At 38.5% G+C, this 25,108-nt stretch carries 20 protein-coding genes; all 20 read left to right on the plus strand.

The window, feature by feature from the left end; genetic code table 11:
- The first annotated feature begins 13 nt into the window (after positions 1–13).
- The 20 genes from O3607_RS07430 (at position 14) to carB (ending at position 25,108) form a co-directional block, all read left to right on the plus strand.
- Positions 14–946 carry a lysophospholipid acyltransferase family protein gene (locus O3607_RS07430; protein WP_060924936.1) on the plus strand — a complete coding sequence of 311 codons (933 nt, stop codon included), beginning with the start codon at positions 14–16 and terminating at the stop codon, positions 944–946.
- On the plus strand, positions 933–1,469 hold the full coding sequence (gene lptC, locus O3607_RS07435) for an LPS export ABC transporter periplasmic protein LptC (protein ID WP_024065922.1): 537 nt from the start codon (positions 933–935) through the stop codon (positions 1,467–1,469). The genes O3607_RS07430 and lptC overlap by 14 nt, the downstream gene beginning before the upstream one ends.
- Positions 1,470–1,483: 14 nt before the next feature.
- Entirely contained in the window at positions 1,484–2,203 is a 720-nt protein-coding gene (locus tag O3607_RS07440) for an LptA/OstA family protein (protein ID WP_119209190.1), read from the plus strand.
- A 9-nt stretch (positions 2,204–2,212) separates the two neighbouring features.
- Positions 2,213–2,932, plus strand: a complete 720-nt coding sequence (gene lptB / locus O3607_RS07445) for an LPS export ABC transporter ATP-binding protein (RefSeq protein WP_349224622.1) — start codon at positions 2,213–2,215, stop codon at positions 2,930–2,932.
- Between the two features lie 9 nt (positions 2,933–2,941).
- Positions 2,942–4,033: an LptF/LptG family permease gene (locus O3607_RS07450; RefSeq protein WP_119209191.1), complete on the plus strand. Its 1,092-nt coding sequence runs from the start codon at positions 2,942–2,944 to the stop codon at positions 4,031–4,033.
- An 87-nt stretch (positions 4,034–4,120) separates the two neighbouring features.
- Entirely contained in the window at positions 4,121–5,335 is a 1,215-nt protein-coding gene (locus tag O3607_RS07455; protein WP_119209192.1) for a DUF3084 domain-containing protein, read from the plus strand.
- A gap of 114 nt (positions 5,336–5,449) precedes the next feature.
- Positions 5,450–5,977 carry a hypothetical protein gene (locus O3607_RS07460; RefSeq protein WP_024066127.1) on the plus strand — a complete coding sequence of 176 codons (528 nt, stop codon included), beginning with the start codon at positions 5,450–5,452 and terminating at the stop codon, positions 5,975–5,977.
- Positions 5,967–6,836, plus strand: coding sequence for a YitT family protein (locus tag O3607_RS07465; protein ID WP_105090307.1), 870 nt, complete (start codon positions 5,967–5,969; stop codon positions 6,834–6,836). The genes O3607_RS07460 and O3607_RS07465 overlap by 11 nt, the downstream gene beginning before the upstream one ends.
- Before the next feature lie 9 nt (positions 6,837–6,845).
- Positions 6,846–7,418, plus strand: coding sequence for a signal peptidase I (lepB, locus tag O3607_RS07470; RefSeq protein ID WP_213467080.1), 573 nt, complete (start codon positions 6,846–6,848; stop codon positions 7,416–7,418).
- A 612-nt stretch (positions 7,419–8,030) separates the two neighbouring features.
- On the plus strand, positions 8,031–9,293 hold the full coding sequence (locus O3607_RS07475; protein ID WP_295216480.1) for an S-layer homology domain-containing protein: 1,263 nt from the start codon (positions 8,031–8,033) through the stop codon (positions 9,291–9,293).
- 606 nt (positions 9,294–9,899) lie between these two features.
- Positions 9,900–11,135 (plus strand): putative porin, encoded by a 1,236-nt coding sequence (locus tag O3607_RS07480; RefSeq protein WP_371443642.1) that lies wholly within the window; start codon positions 9,900–9,902, stop codon positions 11,133–11,135.
- A gap of 288 nt (positions 11,136–11,423) precedes the next feature.
- Positions 11,424–12,236 carry a Cof-type HAD-IIB family hydrolase gene (locus O3607_RS07485; RefSeq protein ID WP_156718920.1) on the plus strand — a complete coding sequence of 271 codons (813 nt, stop codon included), beginning with the start codon at positions 11,424–11,426 and terminating at the stop codon, positions 12,234–12,236.
- Between the two features lie 12 nt (positions 12,237–12,248).
- Positions 12,249–13,163 carry an RNase adapter RapZ gene (rapZ, locus tag O3607_RS07490; protein ID WP_105086205.1) on the plus strand — a complete coding sequence of 305 codons (915 nt, stop codon included), beginning with the start codon at positions 12,249–12,251 and terminating at the stop codon, positions 13,161–13,163.
- A gap of 12 nt (positions 13,164–13,175) precedes the next feature.
- On the plus strand, positions 13,176–14,525 hold the full coding sequence (yvcK, locus tag O3607_RS07495; protein ID WP_156718919.1) for a uridine diphosphate-N-acetylglucosamine-binding protein YvcK: 1,350 nt from the start codon (positions 13,176–13,178) through the stop codon (positions 14,523–14,525).
- 15 nt (positions 14,526–14,540) lie between these two features.
- Entirely contained in the window at positions 14,541–15,488 is a 948-nt protein-coding gene (gene whiA / locus O3607_RS07500) for a DNA-binding protein WhiA (protein ID WP_060924926.1), read from the plus strand.
- A 12-nt stretch (positions 15,489–15,500) separates the two neighbouring features.
- Complete coding sequence (locus O3607_RS07505; protein WP_371443643.1) at positions 15,501–18,266, plus strand: ATPase; 2,766 nt, start codon at positions 15,501–15,503, stop codon at positions 18,264–18,266.
- 352 nt (positions 18,267–18,618) lie between these two features.
- Positions 18,619–19,569, plus strand: coding sequence for an aspartate carbamoyltransferase catalytic subunit (locus O3607_RS07510; RefSeq protein ID WP_060924924.1), 951 nt, complete (start codon positions 18,619–18,621; stop codon positions 19,567–19,569).
- Positions 19,553–20,839, plus strand: coding sequence for a dihydroorotase (locus tag O3607_RS07515; RefSeq protein ID WP_039969456.1), 1,287 nt, complete (start codon positions 19,553–19,555; stop codon positions 20,837–20,839). The genes O3607_RS07510 and O3607_RS07515 overlap by 17 nt, the downstream gene beginning before the upstream one ends.
- Positions 20,839–21,906 carry a glutamine-hydrolyzing carbamoyl-phosphate synthase small subunit gene (gene carA / locus O3607_RS07520; protein WP_060924922.1) on the plus strand — a complete coding sequence of 356 codons (1,068 nt, stop codon included), beginning with the start codon at positions 20,839–20,841 and terminating at the stop codon, positions 21,904–21,906. The genes O3607_RS07515 and carA overlap by 1 nt, the downstream gene beginning before the upstream one ends.
- Position 21,907: 1 nt before the next feature.
- The gene (carB, locus tag O3607_RS07525) at positions 21,908–25,108 is read left to right on the plus strand and encodes a carbamoyl-phosphate synthase large subunit (RefSeq protein ID WP_371443644.1); all 3,201 of its coding nucleotides are present in this window, start codon (positions 21,908–21,910) and stop codon (positions 25,106–25,108) included.

Raw genomic sequence — 25,108 nt, forward strand, 5'->3', positions numbered from 1 at the left:
GGAGGTGGGCAGAATGAATAACGAATGGCAATACCATTTAGTTAAAGGCATTAGCTGGCTCGTTTGCCGACTGCCGTATAAGCTCATTTTGCTCATAGGCGCTAGTTTAGGACCAGTATATGGTCTCATAGCGAAGAAGCAAAAACTTAGAGGTATAAAAAACATAAAGATTGGCATGAACATGAATGATCAAGAGGCAGAACAATTAATTGAAAAGTTGTTCAAAAATCTTGGCCGTAGTGTTATGGAAGTCTTGTATATGCCAAACCTGACAAAGTATTTTATCAATAAACATATTGAAATGAGAGGCGTAGAACATTTAGAAAAAGCTATCGCTGAAGATAAAGGTGTAATTGTTCTTACTGGACATGTTGGCAACTGGGAATGGATGGGGGCTGCTATGGCGGCTCATGGTTATCCATCAACTACTATTGTTAAGAAACAACCTAATGCTCAATTTACACGTCTCATGAATGAATATCGTGAGATGGTGGGCCTTGATGTGTTTGCTAGTGGTGGCAATGAAATCGTTTCTGCTGCTAAAGCATTAAAAAAGAAGAAATTACTTGGTTTTTTAGCTGACCAAGATGGCTATATACATGGTTTACCTGTTCCATTTTTAGGCCAAGATTCCTCCGCAGTTATTGGTCCGGCTACGTTTGCAAGAAAATTTGGATCTCCAGTAGTTCCAATTTTTGCATCTCGTAAACCAGAAGGTGGTCATATTGTTCACATTCTACCAGCCTTACATTATATTGATACAGGTGATGAAGATGCAGATATGTATCGTCTAACTGAGGAATGTGTACGTGTTACAGAAGACTTTATTCGTGAGCATCCAGATGAGTGGCTATGGTTCCAACATCGCTGGATGACTAAGATGGATCAAATTATTGATTATGATAAGAAGGTAGCTGCACGGGAGAGGGCACATGAAAAACAATAAAAAATTAATTGCCATAGTGGCCGCCATAGTGTTGGCTCTGATTGGTCTTATCGTATATATTATGAAAGACTCTGGTGATGTTGGTACCACTCAAAATCAGAATGGACAACTGGTTAATTTCCAAGGAGCAGATTTACAAGAGGAAAAAGATGGCAAGCTAGTATGGGCATTATCAGCGGAAAAGATTGAATATGATCCACGTACAAAAGCTATTGTGCTGACTAATTTAAAAGGTCTTTTCTATCAAGATGATGTAACTACAACAATCACAGCACCTCATGCTGTATTGACCGGTGATCGCAACTCCCTTGATATTGATCAAGGTGTTACAGCTACAAATACTGATGGAGCTGAGTTTAAAACTGATGCACTTCACTTTGATAATAAGACGAAAACGTTGACATCTAAATCTGCCTTTACCTATAACGGTAAAGATATAACATTAACTGGTGATAAACTTGAAGGCAATATGTCCTTGAAGAAAATTAAAGCTATTGGTAATGCAAAGTTAACGAAGAAGTAATGCGAGGAAATATAATGAATAAGAAAAAACAGATTGGTATGGCTATTTTGGCTATGCTTATGACAGCATCTGTTACAGCTTGGGCCGCAAATGATCCTTTGACTATTAGCGCAGATACATTATCTTATGATGGCAATACGGGAATTGCTGATGCAAACGGTAATGTGGTAATTACTCAAGCTGATAAAACGATGACTGGTGCCAATGGATGGTATAATACAAAAACTCAGGAAGCAAATCTTGATGGCGGCGTATCTATGATTGGTTCTGATATGGCTATGTCTGCACAATCAGTGCACAGTTACAATAATAATAAATTCACTGCTAATGGCGGAGTTCATTTACAACGTAGCGATCGTCAAATTTTCGGTGATAAAGTTGAATATAATACAGATACAGAGTATGGTCTTGTATCTGGCAATGCTCGTTTGATTGCAGAAGGCACTACTTTGACAGGTAATCAAGTTGAAGGGTGGCTAAAAGAAATTCGTGCAGTAGCACAAGGGGATGTGACATTCTCTAATCCAGAACGAAATGTATCTGGCTCTGCAGAGCGTGCTACCTATACGCAAACACCTAATCAAAATGATGGAGTTGTACTTTTATCTGGATCTGCTCATGCTGTTCAAAATGGTAATGTACTCAATGCACCAGAGCTTAAAATTCGTTTAGCTGATGATTCTGCTGAAACATTGGGTGGTCGTAGTACACTCATCATTGTTCCAAATCAATAAGGATTAAATATGTATATAGAAACCAAAAACTTAGTCAAAACCTTTAGCGGTCGCAATGTTGTAGACGGGGTTAGTTTACGCGTTGATAAGGGGCAAGTCGTTGGGCTCCTAGGTCCTAATGGGGCAGGGAAAACTACATCATTCTATATGATTGTTGGCATTGAACGACCTAGTTCTGGTATCATTACCGTTGATGGCAAGGATATTACGAATATTCCAATGTATAAACGAGCTGCTGAAGGTATTGGGTATCTTCCACAAGAAGCATCAATTTTTCGCTCCATGACTGTTGAGGATAATATTCGTGCTATGTTACAAACAACATCAAAGAAATCTGATGAAATTGAAGCTATAGTGGAATCCCTCATTGAAGAATTTCATATTGGTCATGTTCGAGATCGTATAGGGATGCAGCTATCTGGTGGTGAACGCCGTCGCGTAGAAATCGCTCGTTGTCTTGCGTTAGAACCGAATTTTATTCTTCTCGATGAACCTTTTGCTGGTGTCGACCCTATAGCGGTTGCTGACATTCAACAAATCATTTTGCATGTAAAAAATCGCGGTATTGGTATCTTGATTACAGATCACAATGTGCGTGAAACATTGGGGATTGTAGATAAGGCGTATATTTTAAGTAGTGGTAAGATCCTCCTAGAAGGCACCCCTGAAGAAATTGCAAACGACCCAATCGCTCGTGAGCATTACTTAGGGGATAACTTTAGATTATAGGAGGGGACTATGAGATTATTAGATAAATATATATTAAAAGCCTTTGTAGGTCCGTTCCTATTTGGGGTATTTGCTTTTACCAGTATTTTTATTGGCACAGGCACATTGTTTAGAATTGCTCAATATATTACTGAATATGGGGCACCACTAGTTCTCGTTATGAAAGCTTTTGTGTTGGCATTACCAAGCATTGTTATCTTAACATTCCCAATGTCAGTACTATTGGCTTCACTTATGACCTTTAGTCGCTTGAGCAGTACTAGTGAGATTGTTGTTATGCGTGCCGGTGGTCTTAGCTTTTTACGCTTAGCGATGCCTGTATACATTATTGCCCTTATCATCTCAATTGGGGCTGTCGCATTTAATGAATTTGTTGTACCACGTACAAATAATATGTATCAAACGATTGTGCGTGAACAGATTATGAAAAATGCATCACCTCAAACACAAAATCATATCGTTTTAAAAACAATGAATGGTAATGATTTAGGCACATTAATGTATGCTAAAAGCTACAATGCGGAGACTAAAAAATTAAGCATGATTACGGTGCAACAGTTTGGTGAAGGTGGCAAGTTACAACAAGTTGAAAATGCGGATACTGCTGTTTGGAATGGCCAATATTGGGTGATGCAAAACGGCATTATTTATGATATTTCCGCTGGTGATGGTGTAGAACGTACAATGAAGTTCAAGGAGCAATCCTTGCCAATTAAGTCTGCGCCAAAGGATATTCAACAAGATCAACGTAAACCAGAAGAATTAACAATCAAAGAATTACGTCATCAAATTAAAGCGTATAAGGCGGCTTATACGAATGCCAATAAACTAGAAATGGAAATGTACCAACGTTTTACAATTCCATTAGCTAGCTTTGTATTTGCTCTTGTAGGTGCTCCATTAGGTCTTCAAAAGCAACGTTCTAGCTCATCTATTGGTTTTGGTATCAGTATTTTAATCATCTTTATTTATTATGGGGTGATGACATTTGCTGGTGCATTAGGTAAAGGTGGTGCATTGCCAACCGTATTTGCTGCATTAATTCCAGATACATTAGGCATCATTGCTGGCCTATATTTGAATTGGCGTGTATCTAAGTAACCTAGTATATAAAGAAATAAATTTGATTTACGAAATAGCATATTTTCGAATCCAATAATTGTGTAATCTTATGAAAGGAGGGACTCGATGTTAGTAGGTGTTAAAATATTAGTTATTATTGCCCTTATGGGGGGACTTATTGCCTACATGGGGGATAAGTTAGGCACTAAAGTTGGTAAGCGTCGCATGTCCCTCTTTGGATTACGGCCTAAGCATACATCGATTATTGTTACTATCGTAACGGGATTGTTAGTTGCTGCTGCTACAGTAGGTGTATTAACTATTACATCTCAAAGCGTACGAACAGCGCTCTTTGGGATGGATCAGTTACGAGCAGATATGAAGCAACTTAATGATGAGGTAGCTGCTAAGACGCAAGAGCTTATTCGAGGACAAGCATTGCTTGAGCAAAATAAGCAAGAATTAGCAGAACGAATGGCTGAAATAGAGCAAATTCGTAAAGAGGTTGATGCAACTAAGGCTGAGTTGGCTAGTGCACAAGCGGCTAAAGATGCGACTGAAGCTGAGTTAGCTACACTTCAAGCTTCATATGATGAAGTATCTAAAAAATTAGCTGATTTAGAGGCTACAAGAGCCAAGATGGAAGCTCATATTAAGGATTTACAGACAACGCAAGAACAGTTGCAAAATGGCATTATTCATTTGCGTGAAGGTACAATTCTTTTCCAAGTTGATCAATTATTGGCTCAAGCTGTTGTTCGACCTGGTTTAAGTGAAGAAGATAGCCATGCAGCCATCAAAAATATTATTGATGATACAAATAAATTGGTATTACGTCGTCTTGGTATAGAAGATCAAGGTCAGGCTGTTGTGTATGTAGATCGTCAGAATATTGAGGTAGCTACACAAAAGCTTAATAGAGCAAAGACTCCAATGGTGGTTCAAGTAGTTGCTGCTGGAAATATTATTGCTGGTGAACCAGCGGTAGCAGTTATCCAAGTTTACCCACAACAATTTATTTATAAAAATGGAGAAGTAATCCATTCTGCTATAATGGATGGTGGCCCTAACGCTCAATCTGCTATGCTTCAATTCTTAAAGCAAGTAAATGAAAAGGCAAGAGAGAAAGGGATTATTCCGGATTCCTTATCTGGTGATATTGGAACGATACCAGGGGATGATTTGTTTACTGCTATTCGTCGTATTGCTACAATGCATGGAAAGGTTCATGTGGAAGCGTATGTTGATGGTGATACATATTCATCTGGTCCTGTACATCTTAAGTTACGTATTACTCAAATGCCTGTTTTTAATGATAAGGCTAAAATGCCAGCTTATTAAATTGAATAGTATTTTGGTTTATATACTTTAAACGAAGGTCTTATGTAAATTTTTACATAAGACCTTCGTTTTGTGTTAAAATATAAATGCTGTATTAGAAATGAGGATAGTAATATGACTGATACTACGTACATTTTGGCTGTAGATCCAGGCAATGAAAAAACAGGTGTAGCAATTGTAACACCTTCTGGTACTATGGTATGTCGTAAAATTATTATGACAAAACAGTTCAATGGTGAAATTGAACGTATATTAACTGAATATTATGGTATTGTTCATATGGTATGTGGAAATGGTACAAATCATAAATATTTATATCCATCTCTCCAACAAATTGGACGAAATCACAGAATTACTACTAGTTTAATTGATGAATCGCATAGTACTGAGGAGGCTCGAAAATTATATTGGCAATATAATTCACCTACAGGGTGGCGTAAGATTATCCCTACGTCTATGCAATTTCCACCAGAGCCTGTAGATGATTTAACTGCTTTTATTATTGGTTTACGTTATACAAAACAGTTAAACCAAACTGCTAATGATATACAAAGTAATATGATGGACTCTGGTGAGTTAGAAGAAAAGAGACTACATGCTATGGAGCAGTTGTACGGTAAAGGAGAAGTGCATGAAAAATGAAGCTTCAACGCATAAGTGGTCAAATTTTATTATGCGTTGCTTAATGATGATCTTAGGGGCTCTAATTTATACTATAGGCTTAGATTTATTTTTAGTACCGAATAGTATCATCGATGGTGGTGTAGTTGGTATTTCCTTGATGGCTGCAGAGCTTTCCGGAATTTCTTTTAGTATTTTCGTCGTACTCTTTAACTTGCCTTTCTTATATATTGGCTATAGAGCTAATGGCAAAAACTTTACTTTCTCTACACTATTTTCTATCGTATGGATGGCAATTTTCTCTACCTTTGCTCATGATTTTACACCTATCACAACAGATCCATTCTTAGGTTCTATCTTTGGTGGTATCATTTTAGGTATTGGGGTAGGCCTCATAATACGTAATGGTGGTTCTTTAGATGGCTCTGAAATTGTGGCAATCATCTTTGATAGACGTTCCACTTTCTCCGTTGGTGAAATCGTAATGGCCATGAATCTCATTATTCTTGGTGCCGCAGGTTTTGTATATAGTTGGAATAGTGCTATGTATTCCTTAATCGCTTATTTCATTGCTTATAAGATGATCGATATTACAATTACAGGCCTTGATGAATCTAAAGGGGTAATGATTATTACAGATGCAGAGAACTCTAAGAATCTTGCAGATGCATTAAATGCGAACCTTAATCGTGGTGTTACAATTATGTATGGTGAAGGGGGCTATTTAAAGCAACCTAAGCATGTTTTATATTCTGTAGTAACAAGACTTGAAATTATGAGGTTAAAAAATACTGTTTATGAAGTAGATCCATCGGCATTTATTACGATTCAAGATGTACATGATGTATTTGGTGGTAGATTTACAAAGAACGGTCATTAAGGGGTTAATATGAGTAATAAAATAGTAAAAGAAATATTAGATTGGATTTATGCCATTGTATTGGCATTAATTATTGCCATGGTAATTCATATTTTCTTGATTCAACCAACACGTGTATCTGGTGAATCAATGGAGGATACATTACACAATGGCCAATATTTAATTGTAACGAAATGGCATCATATTATGAATGAAATGCCAAATTATGGTCAAATTGTAATCATTGATAGTCGTGTTAATCGCGCACGTACTTGGGTAGATGATGTAGAAGAACCATTGATGAACTATGCATCAGTCTTTAATAAAGCTGCTCAAACAAATGATGTATGGGTTAAGCGCGTTATCGGTCGTCCTGGTGATGTATTAGAGTTTAAAGATGGTCATGTATGGCGTAATGGTGAACAATTACAAGAACCATATACCAAAGATACAAAAATGAATTATACACGTTCTACACCTGTTACAGTTCCTGAAGGACATGTATTTGTGATGGGGGATAACCGAAATCATTCTAGTGATAGTCGTTTCATTGGTCCTGTTCCAGTTGATCACGTCCTAGGTTTTGTATCCTATGCAATTTAATGCTTCTAAAAGCCTCTCTATAGTAGTAATTACTATAGAGAGGCTTTTTGTATTTAAATAATGGGTTATTTATAGCTTAATAGTTTTAATGACATATTTTAAGCGAAAATATATGATGAATGGCATTGATAAGGTTATTACTAATAAAAATTAGAGAGAGAAAATAAAGATATTAATAATAGAAAAGGGGAATATAATTATATTTTAGTCTGATATATTAGTTTTACATATTAAATAATATAAAGTTTATTATTTTTAATAATTAAAAAGTGTGGCTTTATCATCTAATACACATGAATTTTAGATAAATAAAATGAAATTGTACAAAATTAAATTTTGAGAAATACAGGAGAAATCTATGTTTATAGGTTTATTTTTATTCATGAAAGAAATTTCATCAAATTTAGTTGTATAAAATGCTTTACAAATAATTTGGACGGTGATATATTCTAATCACAGCAAGGCACCACTAATAAAGAGGTGAGGCTGTGATAGATAATATAGTCGAGGAAACGTGGACACTCCTAATATATCTTTCATAGTTATACCACTTATACAGTGAATGTCTTCTGATAATATAAATTCTTATTTATAAGAAAGAAGGAATTCATTATGAAAAAACAATTCGCAACAATTTTTGCAGCAACAGCAGTATTAGGTGTAACAACAGCATTCGCTGCTAACCCATTCTCCGATGTAACTCCAGATAGCTGGGCATACCAAGCAGTATCTCAATTAGCACAATCTGGTATCGTTAATGGTTACCCAGATGGCACTTTCAAAGGTCAAAACAATATCACTCGTTATGAAATGGCTCAAATGGTAGCTAAAGCAATGGCTAACCAAGATCGTGCTAATGCAGAACAACAAGCAATGATTAACCGCTTGGCAGATGAGTTCTCCAATGAGTTGAATAGCTTGGGCGTACGCGTATCTCGTTTGGAAGATCGCGTAGGTAATGTAAAAGTAACTGGTGATGCTCGTATCCGTTACCAAGGCTCTGAAGATAAAGGCGTTTACAAAGCTAACAGCAAATCCTTAACAGATGGCCGTGCACGTGTTCAATTCAACGGTAAAGTTAATGATAAAACAGAAGCTGTTGTTCGTGTAAAAGGTAATTACGAATTCGGTGATTCTACAAAAGGTGCTGATGCAACAATCGATCGTGCTTATGTAGATCACAAATTTGGTAATCATGTATCCGCAAAAGGTGGTCGTTTCCAACAAACAATTGGTGGCGGTTTAATGTACGATGATACATTCGACGGTGCTCAATTGAATGTAGGCAATGATAAAGTTCAAGTACAAGGTGCTTATGGTTACATGATGGCAGGTGCTGCTGATGGTAACTCTAAATCCGATAACCCTTCCGTAGCTTATGTAGGCGTTAAAGGTAAAGTTGGTCAAGAATCTACAGTTGGTGGCTTCTACTCTAAATTATCTAGCGGTAACTTGAACCATAACGGTTCCACAGTAAACTCTGATAGCCAAGACGTATACGGCTTCAATGCAGACTTCCGTAAAGACAAAGTTTGGGTTGGTGGTGAATGGTTGAAAGCTTCCAACGTAAATGATTCCCAAGCTTGGACAGCAGGTGTTGGTTATGGTAATTACGACATCGCTAAAAAAGGTACATGGGATGTAAAAGGTCAATACTTCAACCAAAAAGCAAACGCTCCAATCGTAAGCTCCACTTGGGATCAAGCATATGACTTAACAAATACATCTAATGGTTACAAAGGTTATATGGCTAGCGTAAACTACGCAGTACAAGATAACGTAGGCTTATCTGCAGGTTATGGTTTCAACTCTAAAGACCAAAAAGGTAATGATCTTTCCGATTTCTACCGTGCAGAATTAAACTACAAATTCTAATTCCCTCACAAACAAAAAAGACTTCTTCGGAAGTCTTTTTTTGTTGTATATAAAGAGATAATATTTTCTTTTGTATATAATAGTATATATATAGTAAAATAAATCTATATATAGTAAAAGGTAAAAATTTATTTGATTAGTATGTATATTGATCTATTCCACAATATATTGTATGAGGTGTTTATGAACTATTTATGCATAAAATAGGCCTTAACTAATTAATAGATGTATCGTTAATTAGTAAAACTTAATAATGTATATGATAATAAATCTCATTTAATACAAAAAAAGATAAATTTCATATTTTTAGTAAAAAAATATATATCGCATAAATGTAGATAATACGTGAATTTTGGGGCATTTTAAATTATAAAATTTTTATAATGAGAATTATATTGAGAAAAAAGGGTTTACACGAAAATTTGGTTATGCTAATATCACCCTACAAGAAGTAACAAACACATGAAACGAAGAACTTCGATGTAGAATGTGGCGAGGAAACGTGGACACTCCCAAAAATTCTTAATCTGAAGAACAGAGTAGAATGTGAATGTTATGACTTGTAACATTTTATATTTCTATTTTTCAGAAAGAAGGAATTCAACTATGAAAAAACAATTCGCAGCAATCTTTGCAGCAACAGCAGTTTTGGGTGTAACTACTGCATTCGCAGCTAACCCATTCTCCGATGTAACTCCAGATTCTTGGGCATACCAAGCAGTTTCCCAATTGGCAAACGCTGGTATCGTTAATGGTTACCCAGATGGCACTTTCAAAGGCCAAAACAACATCACTCGTTACGAAATGGCTCAAATGGTAGCTAAAGCTATGGCTAACCAAGACCGCGCTAACGCTGAACAACAAGCTATGATCAACCGTTTGGCTGATGAATTCTCCAACGAATTGAACAACTTGGGCGTTCGTGTAGCTCGCTTGGAAGACCGCGTTGGTAACGTAAAAGTTACTGGTGATGCTCGTCTTCGTTACCGTGATGCTGAACATGCTAACTCCAAATTCGACGCTCGTGCACGTGTACAATTCAACGCAAAAGTAAACGATCGCACTGACGCTGTAGTTCGTTTGACTTCTGGCAACTTCGAATTAGGTAACTCTGAAAATGGTGGTAATGCAAACGCTACAATCGACCGCGCTTATGTAAACCACAAATTCGGTGAACGCGTATCTGCAAAAGCAGGTCGTTTCAACCAAGTTCTTGGTGGCGGTCTTGCATTCGATGGCACATTCGACGGTGCTCAATTGAACGCTGGTAACGATAAAGTTAACTTCCAAGCAGCTTACGGTTACATGGTATCCGGTGACAATGGTATTATCGCTGGTGCAACTACTAACAAATTAACTAAAGAAGCTAACGTAACTAACACTTACCTTGGCTTGAACGGTAAAGTAGGTAAACACACTATGGTTGGTGGTTTCTACGATCGTGTAAACCAAGATAGCTCTAATGGTTACAAAAACATCTACGGCTTCAACGCTAATGCTAACTTCGACAAAGTTTGGGTTGGTGGTGAATGGTTGAAAGACTCCCATGTAGACGACTCTCAAGCTTGGACTGCAGGTCTTGGCTATGGTAACTACAACATCGCTAAAAAAGGTTCTTGGGATGTTAAAGGCCAATACTTCAACCAAAAAGCTAACGCTCCTATCGTTGATACTACTTACAACCACCTTTACACTACAGATGCTAAAGGTTGGATGGCTTCCGTTAACTATGCATTGCAAAACAATGTTGGTTTGTCCGCTAACTACGGCTTCGACTGGAAAACTCAAGACGGTGCTGATCTTTCCGACTTCTACCGTGCAGACCTTAACTACAAATTCTAATTTGATAGTTATCAATACAAAAGAGACTCCTTCGGGAGTCTCTTTTTTTATGGTTAATATATAAAATTCTATAACAAATTGATATAGAATGCCTTTTATTATGCAATTTTGATAATTATAGATCGATTTATATACAAATTATACTTATCTTTAATTTGATCATTTATTAGCTTTATTACTGGGAGGTGTAAAATATTTTTGATAAAGGATTACTGTATATTTCTATCTATATAAGTATTATAAATGGTATAATAAAGAGTATTAGATTTTCTTGTGAAGGAGGTAAGAATGAATCCTTCTTTTTCTCATATAAAAATGGTAGCCATCGATTGTGATGAGACGTTAGTTCGAAGTGATAATACAGTTTCTGCGTATACAGTTGATGTATTGCATCGCTTGCAGCAGAAGGGAATTGGTATAACAATTGCAACTGGACGCATGTATCAAACGGCAAAACCAATTGGATTAGCATTACAACTTGGTAATGTTCCTATGATACTGTTCTCTGGTGGTTTAATCCAGGAGTTAGAAACGGGATATAAGCTATTTGAACAAACTGTTCCTATAGATGTAGTACATCGTGTTTTTCAACTCGGTCAACAATATAGTTGGCATATACAATCGTACGTAGATGATCATTTACTGTGTCATCATAAAAATTGGCAATCCGATCATTATGAACAGCAAACAGGGGCTGTAGCTGAGTTTTTAGGGGATACAATTTATACACTTTCTTCAGAACCCAATAAGCTCATTGCTATCGATACAGAAGAAGGAATCGATAGAATTATTGATATCTTGACCCCATTAGTTGGTAATCAAGTTACATTAGTGCGTAGTCAACGAGATTTCCTCGAAATCACTGCACCGAATGTATCAAAAGGGCGTGCATTAGCTCAATTAGCTCTAGATAATAATCTTAGTCTTGAAAATATAGTTTCCTTTGGAAATGCAGAGAACGATATTTCTATGTTAAGTGAAACGGGATATTCGGTAGCTGTTTCAAATGCAACAGAACATGTAAAATCTGTGGCTAATGAAGTATGTGGTCATCATAATGAAGATGGTGTAGCTCACTGGATAGAAAAGAATCTTTTATAATGGAGTAAAACTATGGAAGCATTTCGTTTATTAATTGTTACAGGCATGTCTGGTGCCGGCAAAACTCAGGTTCTACAAGCATTAGAGGATATGGGCTATCTATGTATTGATAATATTCCTCCTATACTGATTCCTAAGCTAAGTGAAATTTGTCGACAAGGTGGAGAACGTACAAACCGTGTAGCTTTAGTCGTAGATATTCGCGGTGGTGAATTCTTTGAAGCTCTTTCATCATCTCTTGAAACATTAAGAGAAATGAAGGTAGATTATGAAATTGTCTTTATGGATGCCACAGATGAGACGTTAATTAGACGATATAAAGAAAGTCGTCGCAGCCATCCACTGGCTCCAGATGGGATGATCACTACAGGTTTGAAAGAAGAACGTCAGATATTAAATTCTGTACGACATAAAGCAGACTTCATTATTGATACAACGAATATGAAAACTGCGAGCCTCAAAGAGTATTTAAAAACACGATTTACTCAAGTTGATGAAGGGCATGGCATGTCTATTACAGTTGTAAGCTTTGGCTTTAAATATGGATTACCATTGGATGCGGATATGGTTTGGGATGTTCGATTTTTACCAAACCCATTCTACATTCCAGATTTCCGTCATAAAACAGGTCGTGTGAAAGCTGTAAATGAATATATTCATTCTTTTGAAGTTACAGAGGAATTTAAAAAGCGTTATTTTGATACCATTGATTTTCTTGTGCCTAATTATGAACAAGAAGGGAAGTCTCAATTTATCGTTGCTGTAGGCTGTACAGGTGGTATGCATCGATCTGTGGCTATGGCAGAAGCATTATATTCGCATCTATTAGAAAACGGCTATCGCGTTTCTGTAGAACATCGAGATATGATGAAAAATAATGTAGAAGAAGATTATAATCCTCATGAAATTAAAACATTTGGTAACTAGATAGGGGTTCATATGTTGCGAAAAAGATGGTTTCGGTGGCTTATTCCGGGCCTAAATATAAAACGTTGGCTTGCCCTATTTAGTTGTGGTGTAGGTCTTTTAATCATAGGCATTTCATTGATATTTAATTATCAATGGCTTGCCGTTCTTGAAGATATTGTATTAGCCTTTTCTTATAATATGACGGGCTTTTACAATTATAATGTGCTCATTGCTGTAGGCGCTGTTGTACTATCGATTGGCGCTGTGTTAATGTTAATCGGTACGAGTAAGGTTATTAAAACGATTATTCGTGCTGTATTACCTAATCCTGATAGTAAGGTGTCAGATATTATTTTCCAAAATATACGCCTCGATAAAGGTCCTAAGATCGTTGTTATCGGCGGTGGTACAGGGCTATCAAATTTATTACGTGGATTAAAAATACACACCTCTAATTTGTCTGCTATTGTAACCGTAGCTGACGATGGTGGTTCATCGGGGCGCTTGCGTGAAGATTTTAAAATGATTGCTCCTGGCGATTTGAGAAACTGCTTGATTGCATTAGCTGAACAAGAAGGGGTTATGGAAAATCTTTTCCGTTATCGCTTTGAAGGGGAAAATGAGCTATCTGGGCATAGTTTTGGTAACCTCTTTATCACAGCACTTGCTCAAGTATATGATGGCGATGTGGAGGAAGCGCTTGAAGCGGCTAGTAAATTGTTGCGTGTACGAGGTCGTGTAATTCCGTCGTCTACTGAGTTCATTAAATTAGTAGCGGAGATGACCGATGGTACTATCGTAGAAGGTGAAAGTAATATTCCTAATTCTGGTAAACGCATTCGCCATATGTATAGTGAGCCAGCACAGCCAAAACCAGAAGGTGCTGCGTTACGTGCTATCGATGAAGCAGATGTTATCATCTTTGGCCCGGGTAGCTTATATACAAGTATTATTCCGAATTTGTTAACTGATAAAATTGCATCTCATGTACGCGCTAGTAAGGCAAATAAAATTTACATTGCTAATGTTATGACTCAACCTGGTGAAACTACAGGTTATACCTTAAGTGATCATGTGGAGGCTCTCATTGCACATGGTGGTGAAGGCATTGTAGATACTGTACTTGCTAACGATGGGCCTTTACCAATTCAAATGGTAGAACAATATAGTGCTGTAGGTTCAGAGCCTGTAGTATTAGATACTAAGAAGCTACAAGCTAAAGGAATACGTACGATTCGGGCTACATTGATAAGTCCTAAAAAGCCGGCTGTTCATGATCCTGAACGGTTAGGTAAAGTAATTATGGATATTGTGCATGCTATGCAATCAGATACTGAACCACATATCCTAGAGTACTATCTCCAACGAGATGATCATTAATGAGAAGGGATACCTATGTCATTTGCTGAAGATGTAAAAAATGAATTATGCCAATATGAATCCTCTAGTGATGCAGATTTGGCCATGAAAATTGAAGCATCTTGCTTATTGCGCATGGGTGGATCTATCATTCTGGGGATGAAGGGTGCTGTTGGTATTAGATTGGCTACTGCAAATAATGCAGTAGCTCGTCGCTTGTTAGGCATATTAAAAAAACAATATGAATTACCTACCAATGTATTAGTACGACAAGGACTAAACTTGCGCAAGAAAAATATGTATACTTTATCTGTAGAGCCATCTATAGAAGGGCGACAGGCGTTAGAAGATCTTGCTTTATGGCCTGTGACTGAACAAATTCCTCGTAGTTGGCTTAAATCTATGGAGGCACGACGTGCTTTTTTACGGGGTGCCTTTTTAGGCGGTGGATCTGTTAATAAGCCACAAAGTGACTATCATCTCGAGTTTATGACGGGGAATGAGAATTTTGCAAAGGAAATTATACATGTATTGCGGTTATTTCATATTCATGCAGGTTTGACTGAGCGTAAGGAAGAGTATGTAGTATATCTTAAAGAAGGGGACGCTGTAACGAGTTGTTTGCAAATTATGGGTGCTCAATCAGCACTGATGGAATTTGAAAACGTGCGCATAATGAAAACTGTGCGAAATCAAATTAATCGACAAGTAAACTGTGAGACTGCAAATTTGCAAAAGGTTGTAGATGCTGCAGTACGCCAGGTAAAGGCTATTCGAATTATCGATAGAGAAATTGGTATTGATGAATTGCCTGAAAAGTTGCGGATTGTAGCAAGATTGAGATGGGACAATCCAGAAGCGAGTCTGAAAGAACTTGAAGAATTGATGGATGGCGAATTATCTAAGTCGGGTATTGGACATCGTTTAAAGAAAATCGAAGCATTAGCACTTACATATGACCCTATGGGGCTTGAAGAAATATAGAGGTATTAATATATGTTTTCTTATAAATCAAAATATTGTGTAGCCGCAGCGATGGCCGCCATGGCTGCTCTTACAGGCCATGTAGAGGCTCGTGATATAGATTTACAATCAATTGGATATTTTCAGTTTTCTCCGTTGCCACCAAGTTTGGTGTCTCAAACGGATACATTGCTACTATCAGATAGCCCTGAATATGTAGGACCAGTAGGTGGTACACTTAGTGCAGGTACAATTAATGGAAATGGTCGTATCTATTTTTACCATGTAAATGAAATGGATCAGCCCCATAAGATTGCTATCGTATTGGAGAATCAATCGGCGTATCCCAATACTGTTCATGTGATGAGACAGTTGAAATCTGTGGCCACACCAGATTATTTTGCTGCTGGTCGTGATTTATCCCGGAAGGACTTAGAGCATCCTTTAGATGAAAGTCCCAATGCGAGACCTTTATATTCGCTAAGTATTCCGCCACAAGGGCGCCAATTAATCTTTAGTGATTTGGAAAATACACCAGTATATCGAGATGAATTATTTACCGGTATCGTAGATATTAAAACAGAGGCACCAATCTTTGCTCGTGTTATGATGTTGCCTATGGGGATGGATGCTGTAGATGCATCTCATTGGGCGAAAAATTTGCCTATTGATGAAATTCAGTTGCGTGGTACCTATACTGGGTCTAAGCGTAATATGGAGGTTACTACACCATTTGATACGACATTAGGTGGTGCTTTTGTAGAAATCGGTAATGATCGTGAAGATATGTTTATCAACGGTGTAGACGAAATGCAAAATAAAGCATTTGTTCGTGACCGTGGTAACTATGGTGTCTCATATACTTTAAAAATTCCTACAAAAGGTAATGAACCATTTAGATTGTATTTTAACCCTCTTGGTGGTCCCTATTCTGGTTCCTTTACGGTGAAAGCATTACACCAACAAGGTGCTCGTCGCGGTCAAACAGATACACGAACCTATCATATTGGCGGTTCTGATGGTATCTCTGCACTTGGGGATGGAACTATTTTAGATAGTCGCATCATGGGTAACTATAACGCAGGTGATTTATTAACATTAAACTTTATGCCTGCAGGGGCATCTAACTTGCCGATACGGTTTTTGTTAATTCCTGAATCTCTTGCGAATCCACAAAAACATCAAACTATTGCTGTTAATGTTCCTAAGGATGTAAAAGATAGTTTAGGTCATCCAACTCAAGGGACTACGCAAATTCCGGTAGGCCCTATAGGTAGTAAAGATAGCAATAAAGGTACTGTAGATACTACAAAATCCACATTGACACCTAGTAAGCAGGCAGAGAATATCGCTCATGAAGAAACTAAAAAGTTAAGTGATAAAGCAGCTGCTGAAGCTAAAAAAGAAGCTCAACTTAAAAAATCAAAAGAAGCGGAGGAAACATTAGCTCGTAAAAAAGCAGAAGAAGCTAAATTAGCTGCTGAAAAAGCAGAAATGGCACGCAAGGCTGCAGAAGCTAAACATGCTGAAATTGAGCGTAAAATGGCAGAAAAAGCTGAAGCTGATCGCAAAGCTGCTGAATTGAAGGCGGCTCAAGAAGCACAAGCTGCAAAAGAAAAAGCTGCATTAGAAGCTAAAAAAGCTGAAGAAATGCGCCAAGCAGAAGAAGCTAAACGACTAGAAGCTGAAAGAAAAGCTGAGCTTGATCGAAAAGTAGCTGAAGCACGTAAGGCCGAAGAAGAACGTAAAGCAGAAATGGCGCGTATTGAAGCTACAAGAAAGGCTGAGGTGGATCGTTTAGAAGCGGCCCGTAAAGCGGAGGAAGCTCGTGTAGCGGCAGAAGCGAAACGTCTTGAAGAAGAACGTAGAATAGAAGCGGCTCGTATTGAAGCCGCTCGTAAAGCTGAAGAAGCTAGACAAGCCGCAGAAGCCAAGGCTCGATTTGAAGCACAACGGGCAGCAGAAAAGGCAGCGTTAGAGGCAAAAAAAGCTGAAGAAGCTCGCGTTGCTGCTGAAGCAAAACGTCAGGAAGAATTGCGTAAAGCAGAGGAAGCTCGAATTGCAGCAGAAGCAAAACGAGCAGAAGAACTTCGTAAGGCAGAGGAAGCTCGAATTGCAGCAGAAGCAAAACGTGCAGAAGAGGTTCGTAGAGCAGAGGAAGCACGCCGTATAGAAGAGGCTAGACGAGCAGAAGAAGCGCGAAAAGCCGAAGAAGTACGTATAGCTGCTGAGGCACGTAAAGCAGAGCAAGTTAGATTGGCTGCAGAACGTGCAGAGGCTGAACGCCAAGCGGCAGAGGCAAAACGCATTGCTGAAGAACGTTACCAAGCTCACTTAGAAGCGGAACGTAAGGCGGAAGAAGCACGTCAGCAAGCTCTTGCGCAAGCCGAAGTTGAACGTAAAGCAAAAGAGCGAGCTGAAGCGATTCAACGTGTCAAAGAACAACAAGAAAATGCTCGTCGTCGCGCAGAACTTGCACGTCAACAAATTGAGGCAGAACGTAAGGCAGCACAAGCTGCTAAAACAGGACCTTCCTTCGGCGAACTTGATGATGTACATGAGGATACACCAAGTGTAACTATTCCAAATGCTGTATCTATTGATGAGTTGACTAAACCTAGACCGACTGCATCTCAAAATACACGTCGTCGTGACCAACGGCAACCACAACAAAATCAACAATATGTACAGCAAAATCCAATGACTGATGGTCAACAAGGTCAAGCTCCTTATAGTTCACAGCAAGGTCAACAAAATGATGATCAAAATCCACCAAAATTATATCCTATGGGTCAGTAATATTAGCTTATAATAATGAAAATTATTTGTATCTAATTATAGATGGATTATAAGGAAACAATTTGTGAAGTATAGAGAGGACAAGCCACTTTTGAGGGTTTGTCCTCTTTTTAAAATACTTATGAACTTTTGCTTTCACATTGACTTTCAAGGGCAGATTCAGTACAATAAATAAAGAAAATGCATCCATGGTACGAGAGACCATTGCATATTACAAAACCTTTTAATTTAGTCCAGAGAGGCTGAGAAAGGAATATAGTTGAAGCGCCCCATAAGGGCTTCTTTGTGCAAACTATTTGACCTTTTGCCCTGGGCAAAAGGTCTTTTTTGTTACGTGAGTTAGGAGGAAATCATGGGACAAGTTAGCCTAAAAGGCAAACATTTATTAGGTTTGCAAAATGTGTCACCTGAAGAAATCAAATTGATTTTAAATGTGGCAAAAAAAATGAAAAAAATCGTTCTTTCTGATGACAAGAAGGTTCCACTTTTAAAGGGGAAATCTATTGTTAACCTCTTTATGGAGCCAAGTACTCGTACCCGTAGTTCCTTTGAATTGGCCGGCAAATATTTAGGGGCTGACGTTATTAATCTTTCTCCTAGTGGTTCTTCCATGGGTAAAGGTGAAAGCTTCCGTGATACTTTGCTAACATTATCCTATATGGGCACAGATGCTATCGTAATGCGTCATAGTGCAGAAGGGGCTCCTCTATATGCGACTAAAGCAGTAGATCCTATCATCATCAATGCTGGTGACGGCGCTCATGAACATCCAACACAAGCATTATTAGATATGTACTCCATTTTAGAGAAAAAAGAATCTATTGAAGGTCTAAAAGTTGTTATTCTAGGCGATATTATGCATAGCCGTGTAGCAAGATCTAATATTTATGGCCTTACAAAAATGGGTGCTAAAGTACATTTGGCTGGTCCTCGTACTATGGTATATCCAGAGCTCGAAAAATTAGGTGTTACCGTACACCACGATATTCGTGAAGCAGTGGCTGATGCAGATGTGGTTAACGTACTTCGCATTCAATTAGAACGTATTCATTCTGCGTTGTATCCTACAAATAGAGAATATGCACGTATCTTTGGTATTAACAATGATGTATTGAAATTGGCTAAAGATGATGTGATGGTAATGCATCCAGGTCCTATGAACCGTGGCCTTGAAATTGCACCAGATGTAGCATATTCTGATCAATCCGTAATTCAAGAACAGGTACGTAATGGCGTAGCTGTACGTATGGCTGTATTGTACTTAACTATTATCGGAGGTGACGGTAGTGAGCTTGCTTATTAAAAATGGTACGGTAGTTAATCCGGCAAAAAAACAAAACGAAGTAGCAGACGTTCTCGTAAAAGATGGTAAAATTGCAGCCATCGGTCAAAACTTAAGTGCTGAAGGTGCTGAAGTATATGATGCAACAGGTCTTATCGTAGCACCTGGTCTTATCGATATTCACACACATTTGCGTGAACCAGGCCAAGAAGCTAAAGAAGATTTCCACTCTGGTACACAAGCGGCTGCCGCTGGTGGTTTCACACGTGTAGTCACTATGGCTAATACAAACCCAGTTGTAGATAATGCTGCACTCGTAAGAGGTTTACAAAAACAGGCTGAACTCACTGGCGTTGTGAAAGTAGAATTTATTGGTGCTGTATCCAAAGGCCTTGAAGGTAAAGAACTTGCTGAAATGGGAGATATGGCAGAAGCCGGTGTAGTAGCCTTCTCTGATGATGGTCACTATGTAGAAAATGCCGCGTTTATGCGTCGTGCCTTAGAATACTCCTCCATGTTCAATAAAATGGTTATCGACCATGCAGAAGACATTACATTGACTAAAAATGGTCATATGCATGAAGGTATCGTTTCCTATGAATTAGGTGTTATTGGTCGTCCTGCAGTAGCTGAAGATTTGGCTGTTGCTCGTGACATCTTGTTGTCTGAAATGACAGGTGGTCACATTCATATTGCTCACGTAAGTAGTAAAAATACTGTGGATATGGTTCGTCGTGCAAAAGCAAAAGGTCTTAATGTAACATGTGAAGTTACAAGCCAACATTTATCTTTCACAGATGAATATTTACGCGAATATAACCCAGCGTTCAAAATGGCTCCTCCAATTCGATCCGAAGATCATCGCCAAGCATTATTAGAAGGCTTGAAAGATGGCACAATTGATGCAATTATTACAGACCATGCACCACATGCGTATGAAGAAAAAGACCATGAGTTCTGCTGTGCACCAAATGGTTTCAGTGGTCTCGAAACATCTTTGGCAGCGGTTATTACTAATGCATATGGTCCAGATAAACTTAGCATCGACCAAGTTGTATACTATATGAGTACACGTCCAGCTGAATTAATGCGCCTTGATGCAGGTGTTCTTGAAGTTGGTAAACCAGCAGACATTACTGTATTCTCAACAACTGAAGAGTGGACAGTAGATCGCAATAAATTCTATACAAAAGGCAAAGTCAGCCCATTTGATGGTATGACTGTTACCGGTAAGGCCAAACTCACAGTAGTTGATGGCAAAGTAGTTATGAAGGAGGGCGTAGTCTTATAATGAAAGGCAAGTTAGTTCTTGAAGATGGTTCCGTGTTTGAAGGTTCCTTATTAGGTGGCGCTCCTACATTAGGGGAAGTTGTATTTAACACAGGTATGACAGGGTATCAAGAAATCTTGACTGACCCGTCCTATGCAGATCAAATTATTACATTAACATATCCTTTGATTGGTAATTATGGTACATTGAATGCTATTACTCAAGGTCCTAAACCATATTGTAAAGGCTTTATCGTAGGCGAACTGTGTGATTTCCCATCTAACTGGCAAAATGAAGGCCTATTTAGTGAGTATCTTCGTTTACACGGAATCCCTTGCCTTTATGATGTAGATACACGTGCTATTACACGTGTTCTTCGTAATCATGGTGTAATGAAAGGCGTACTTGTACGTTCTGATTACCCTATGGAAGATATCCAAAAATTATTTAAACAAGACTTGCCAACAGATCAAGTTATGCGTGTAACTACAAAATGGCAAGGTATGCGTGGCGATAAAAATGCAGAGTTCCATGTAGCTGTAATGGACTATGGTGTAAAGGAAAATATCCTTCGTTCTTTAGAAGCAGCTGGTTGCCGATTAACAGTGTTCCCTGCAGATGCTAAGGCTGAAGATGTGTTAGCAGCAAATCCAGATGGTGTATTCTTATCCAACGGCCCTGGAGACCCTCAAGATCTTGGCTATGCTGTAGAAGAGGTAAAGAAATTGTTCGGTAAAAAACCTATCTTCGGCATTTGCATGGGCCATCAAGTATTGGCACAAGCCTATGGTGGTACAACATTTAAATTGAAGTTTGGTCACCGTGGCTCTAACCATCCAGTACAAGATTTACGTACAGGCCGTGTATATATTACATCTCAAAACCATGGCTATGCAGTAGATGATACTTCCTTGCCAGATTTTGTAGAAATTACACATCGCAGTGTAAATGATGGCACTGTAGAAGGTATGCGCCATAAAGAATTGCCTATTTTCTCTGTACAATATCACCCAGAAGCGTCCCCAGGACCTACTGATAATCTATATTTATTTGACGAATTTGAAGACTTAATGAGAAAGGGAAAATAATATGACCACAGAAGCAAAAAAAGTACTTGTAATTGGTTCTGGTCCAATTATTATCGGCCAAGCTGCAGAGTTTGACTATGCTGGTACACAAGCATGCCGTTCCCTTCGTGAAGAAGGTTATAAAGTAGTATTGGTTAACTCCAATCCTGCTACAATTATGACTGATACAGATATTGCAGACCGCGTATATGTAGAACCAATTAGTCTTGAATTCGTAACAGAAGTAATCAAAAAAGAACGCCCTTGGGGCTTATTGGCTACATTAGGTGGCCAAGTAGGTCTTAATATGGCCGTACAATTGTCTGAAGCTGGCATATTAGAAGAATACGGTGTAAAACTTCTTGGTACAACTCTTGAAGCAATCAAACAAGCCGAAGACCGTGAGCTCTTCAAAGAAGCGATGAAGGAAATCAACCAACCAGTTCCTGAATCCGATATCTTTAACGATCTTGAAGAAGCTGTAGCCTTTGCTAATCGCATTGGTTATCCTATCATCATCCGTCCTGCCTATACATTGGGTGGTACTGGTGGCGGTATTGCGCATAACGAAGATGAAATGTATGAAATCACACGCCGTGGTTTGAAACTCTCACCAATTCACCAAATCCTAGCAGAACGTTCTGTAGCAGGCTGGAAAGAAATCGAATACGAAGTAATGCGCGATAGTGCAGATAACTGTATCATTGTATGTAACATGGAAAATATCGACCCTGTTGGCGTACATACTGGTGACTCCATCGTTGTGGCACCAAGCCAAACATTGAACGATATTCAATACCAAATGCTCCGTACTGCATCTGTAGAAATCATTCGTTATTTGAAAATCGAAGGTGGTTGTAATGTACAATACGCCTTGAATCCTAATAGCAATGAATATATCGTTATCGAAGTAAACCCTCGTGTATCCCGTTCCTCTGCATTAGCATCTAAAGCAACTGGTTATCCAATTGCGAAGGTAGCTGCAAAAATTGCAGTAGGCATGACATTGGATCAAATTACAAATGCTGTAACTGGCGAAACAAAAGCATGCTTCGAACCTACACTGGACTATGTAGTAACTAAGTTCCCACGTTGGCCATTTGAAAAATTCAATTTGGCAGACCGTACATTGGGCACTCAAATGAAGGCTACTGGCGAAGTTATGGCTATTGACCGTTCTTTAGAAGGTTCTTTACTTAAAGCAATTCGTTCCTTGGAAATTGGTTTAGACCATATTGAGCTTAAGAAAATCTCTCATGAGTCCATGGAACAATTGATTGAACGTTTACATTTAGTAGATGATGAACGTATCTATGTTGTAGCAGAAGCACTTCGCAAGGGCATTAGTGTAGAGAAAATTCATTACATTACAAAAATTGATACATTCTTTATTGAGAAAATCAAAAACATTGTTAATGTAGAAAAAGCGTTAGCTGAACATGGTTTAACAGAAGAAGTATTGCGCAAAGCAAAACGTTATTCCTTCACTGATTCTGTTATCGCTCGTTATGCTAATACAACTGTAGAAGATGTTCGTGCAAAACGTAAAGAATGGAACATTCTTCCAACCTATAAATATGTAGATACATGTGCTGCCGAATTCGAATCTAAAACACCGTACTACTACAGTGCTTATGCACAAGAAGACGAAGTTAAACCACTAGGTGAAAAATCCGTTGTAGTTCTTGGTTCTGGTCCAATTCGTATCGGTCAAGGCGTAGAGTTCGACTACTGCTCCGTACATTCCTCTTGGGCACTTCGTAAAGCGGGTTACCAATCCATTATGATTAATAATAACCCAGAAACAGTGTCTACTGACTTTGATATTTCTGATTCCTTGTACTTCGAACCATTAACAGTGGACGATGTAATGGAAATCATTGATAAAGAAAAACCAGCTGATGTTATTGCTCAATTCGGTGGTCAAACGGCGATTAACTTGGCAGGCCCATTAGCTAAGCGTGGTGTCAAAATCCTCGGTACATCCGTAGATAGCATTGATATGGCAGAAGACCGTGAACGCTTTGATGAATTGTTGGCAAAACTTGGTATTCCACGTCCAGTAGGTGCTCTTGTAACTTCTGATGAAGAAGCACAAGCAGCAGCTAAAAACTTGAAATATCCATTGATTGTTCGTCCTTCCTATGTATTGGGCGGTCGTGCCATGGAAATCGTATACAACGATAAAGAGCTTGATGTATACATGAAGGAAGCTGTAGTTGCATCCAAGGAACATCCTGTTCTTATCGACCGTTACATGGTTGGTATGGAAGTAGAGGTTGACGCTATTTCCGATGGTACTGACGTATGTATTCCTGGTATTATGGAACAAATCGAACGCGCTGGTGTTCACTCTGGTGACTCCATGGCCGTTTATCCTGCTCAACATTTGAGCCAAGAATTGATTGATCAAATTGTAGACTATACACGTCGTATTGCAGTAGGCCTTAATGTTAAAGGTGTACTTAACATTCAATATATCGTGGCTGATGGTGAACTTAACGTAATTGAAGTTAACCCTCGTTCTAGTCGTACTGTACCATTCATTTCTAAGGTTACAGGCATTAATATGGTAGAATATGCAACACGCATTGCTCTTGGTGAAAGCTTAAAAGATTTAGGCTTGCCACTCGGTCTTGTACCTAATAAACCATATGTAGCTGTAAAAGCACCTGTATTCTCCTTCTCCAAAATGGGCCTTGTAGAAATTGCTCTTGGACCTGAAATGAAATCTACTGGTGAAGTTATGGGTATTGGTCGCACATATTCTGAAGCTTTGTTTAAAGCAATCAATGGCGCTAACATGCGTATCCCAGAAGATGGTACAATCCTTATGACTGTTGCAGATCGCGATAAAGATGAAGCGAGTCAATTAGCAAAAGGCTTTATTGAATTGGGCTATCACATTGAAGCAACGGGTGGTACTGGTAAATACTTCAAAGAACATGGCATTGACTGCAAGGTAGTTAACAAAATCTCTGAAGGTGATGACAACTGTGCTGACCACATTCGTCAAGATAAAGTCGATCTTGTACTTAATACATTGACGGCAGGTAAACGTCCTGAACGTGAAGGGTTCCAATTGCGTCGTCTTGCTGTAGAAATGGGTACACCATGCTTAACAAGTCTTGATACAGCTCGTGAAGTATTGCGCGTTGTAGCAAACCGTAAAGATGATGCTAACTACAATGTAGAAGCATTACAAGATTTTGAATTGGAGTAA

Origin of the sequence: Veillonella sp. 20925_1_51 (genome assembly GCF_041431445.1) — a bacterium.
GTDB lineage: Bacteria > Bacillota > Negativicutes > Veillonellales > Veillonellaceae > Veillonella > Veillonella nakazawae.

What these genes read in the sequence shown, in the direction of transcription:
- O3607_RS07430 (WP_060924936.1), top strand. Translation starts at nt 14, where the DNA reads ATGAATAACGAATGGCAATACCATTTAGTTAAAGGCATTAGCTGGCTC.
- lepB (WP_213467080.1), top strand. Translation starts at nt 6,846, where the DNA reads ATGAGTAATAAAATAGTAAAAGAAATATTAGATTGGATTTATGCCATT.
- whiA (WP_060924926.1), top strand. Translation starts at nt 14,541, where the DNA reads ATGTCATTTGCTGAAGATGTAAAAAATGAATTATGCCAATATGAATCC.
- O3607_RS07510 (WP_060924924.1), top strand. Translation starts at nt 18,619, where the DNA reads ATGGGACAAGTTAGCCTAAAAGGCAAACATTTATTAGGTTTGCAAAAT.
- O3607_RS07505 (WP_371443643.1), top strand. Translation starts at nt 15,501, where the DNA reads ATGTTTTCTTATAAATCAAAATATTGTGTAGCCGCAGCGATGGCCGCC.
- O3607_RS07480 (WP_371443642.1), top strand. Translation starts at nt 9,900, where the DNA reads ATGAAAAAACAATTCGCAGCAATCTTTGCAGCAACAGCAGTTTTGGGT.
- yvcK (WP_156718919.1), top strand. Translation starts at nt 13,176, where the DNA reads ATGTTGCGAAAAAGATGGTTTCGGTGGCTTATTCCGGGCCTAAATATA.
- carA (WP_060924922.1), top strand. Translation starts at nt 20,839, where the DNA reads ATGAAAGGCAAGTTAGTTCTTGAAGATGGTTCCGTGTTTGAAGGTTCC.
- O3607_RS07455 (WP_119209192.1), top strand. Translation starts at nt 4,121, where the DNA reads ATGTTAGTAGGTGTTAAAATATTAGTTATTATTGCCCTTATGGGGGGA.
- O3607_RS07450 (WP_119209191.1), top strand. Translation starts at nt 2,942, where the DNA reads ATGAGATTATTAGATAAATATATATTAAAAGCCTTTGTAGGTCCGTTC.
- O3607_RS07475 (WP_295216480.1), top strand. Translation starts at nt 8,031, where the DNA reads ATGAAAAAACAATTCGCAACAATTTTTGCAGCAACAGCAGTATTAGGT.
- lptC (WP_024065922.1), top strand. Translation starts at nt 933, where the DNA reads ATGAAAAACAATAAAAAATTAATTGCCATAGTGGCCGCCATAGTGTTG.
- O3607_RS07485 (WP_156718920.1), top strand. Translation starts at nt 11,424, where the DNA reads ATGAATCCTTCTTTTTCTCATATAAAAATGGTAGCCATCGATTGTGAT.
- carB (WP_371443644.1), top strand. Translation starts at nt 21,908, where the DNA reads ATGACCACAGAAGCAAAAAAAGTACTTGTAATTGGTTCTGGTCCAATT.
- O3607_RS07460 (WP_024066127.1), top strand. Translation starts at nt 5,450, where the DNA reads ATGACTGATACTACGTACATTTTGGCTGTAGATCCAGGCAATGAAAAA.
- O3607_RS07440 (WP_119209190.1), top strand. Translation starts at nt 1,484, where the DNA reads ATGAATAAGAAAAAACAGATTGGTATGGCTATTTTGGCTATGCTTATG.
- rapZ (WP_105086205.1), top strand. Translation starts at nt 12,249, where the DNA reads ATGGAAGCATTTCGTTTATTAATTGTTACAGGCATGTCTGGTGCCGGC.
- lptB (WP_349224622.1), top strand. Translation starts at nt 2,213, where the DNA reads ATGTATATAGAAACCAAAAACTTAGTCAAAACCTTTAGCGGTCGCAAT.
- O3607_RS07465 (WP_105090307.1), top strand. Translation starts at nt 5,967, where the DNA reads ATGAAAAATGAAGCTTCAACGCATAAGTGGTCAAATTTTATTATGCGT.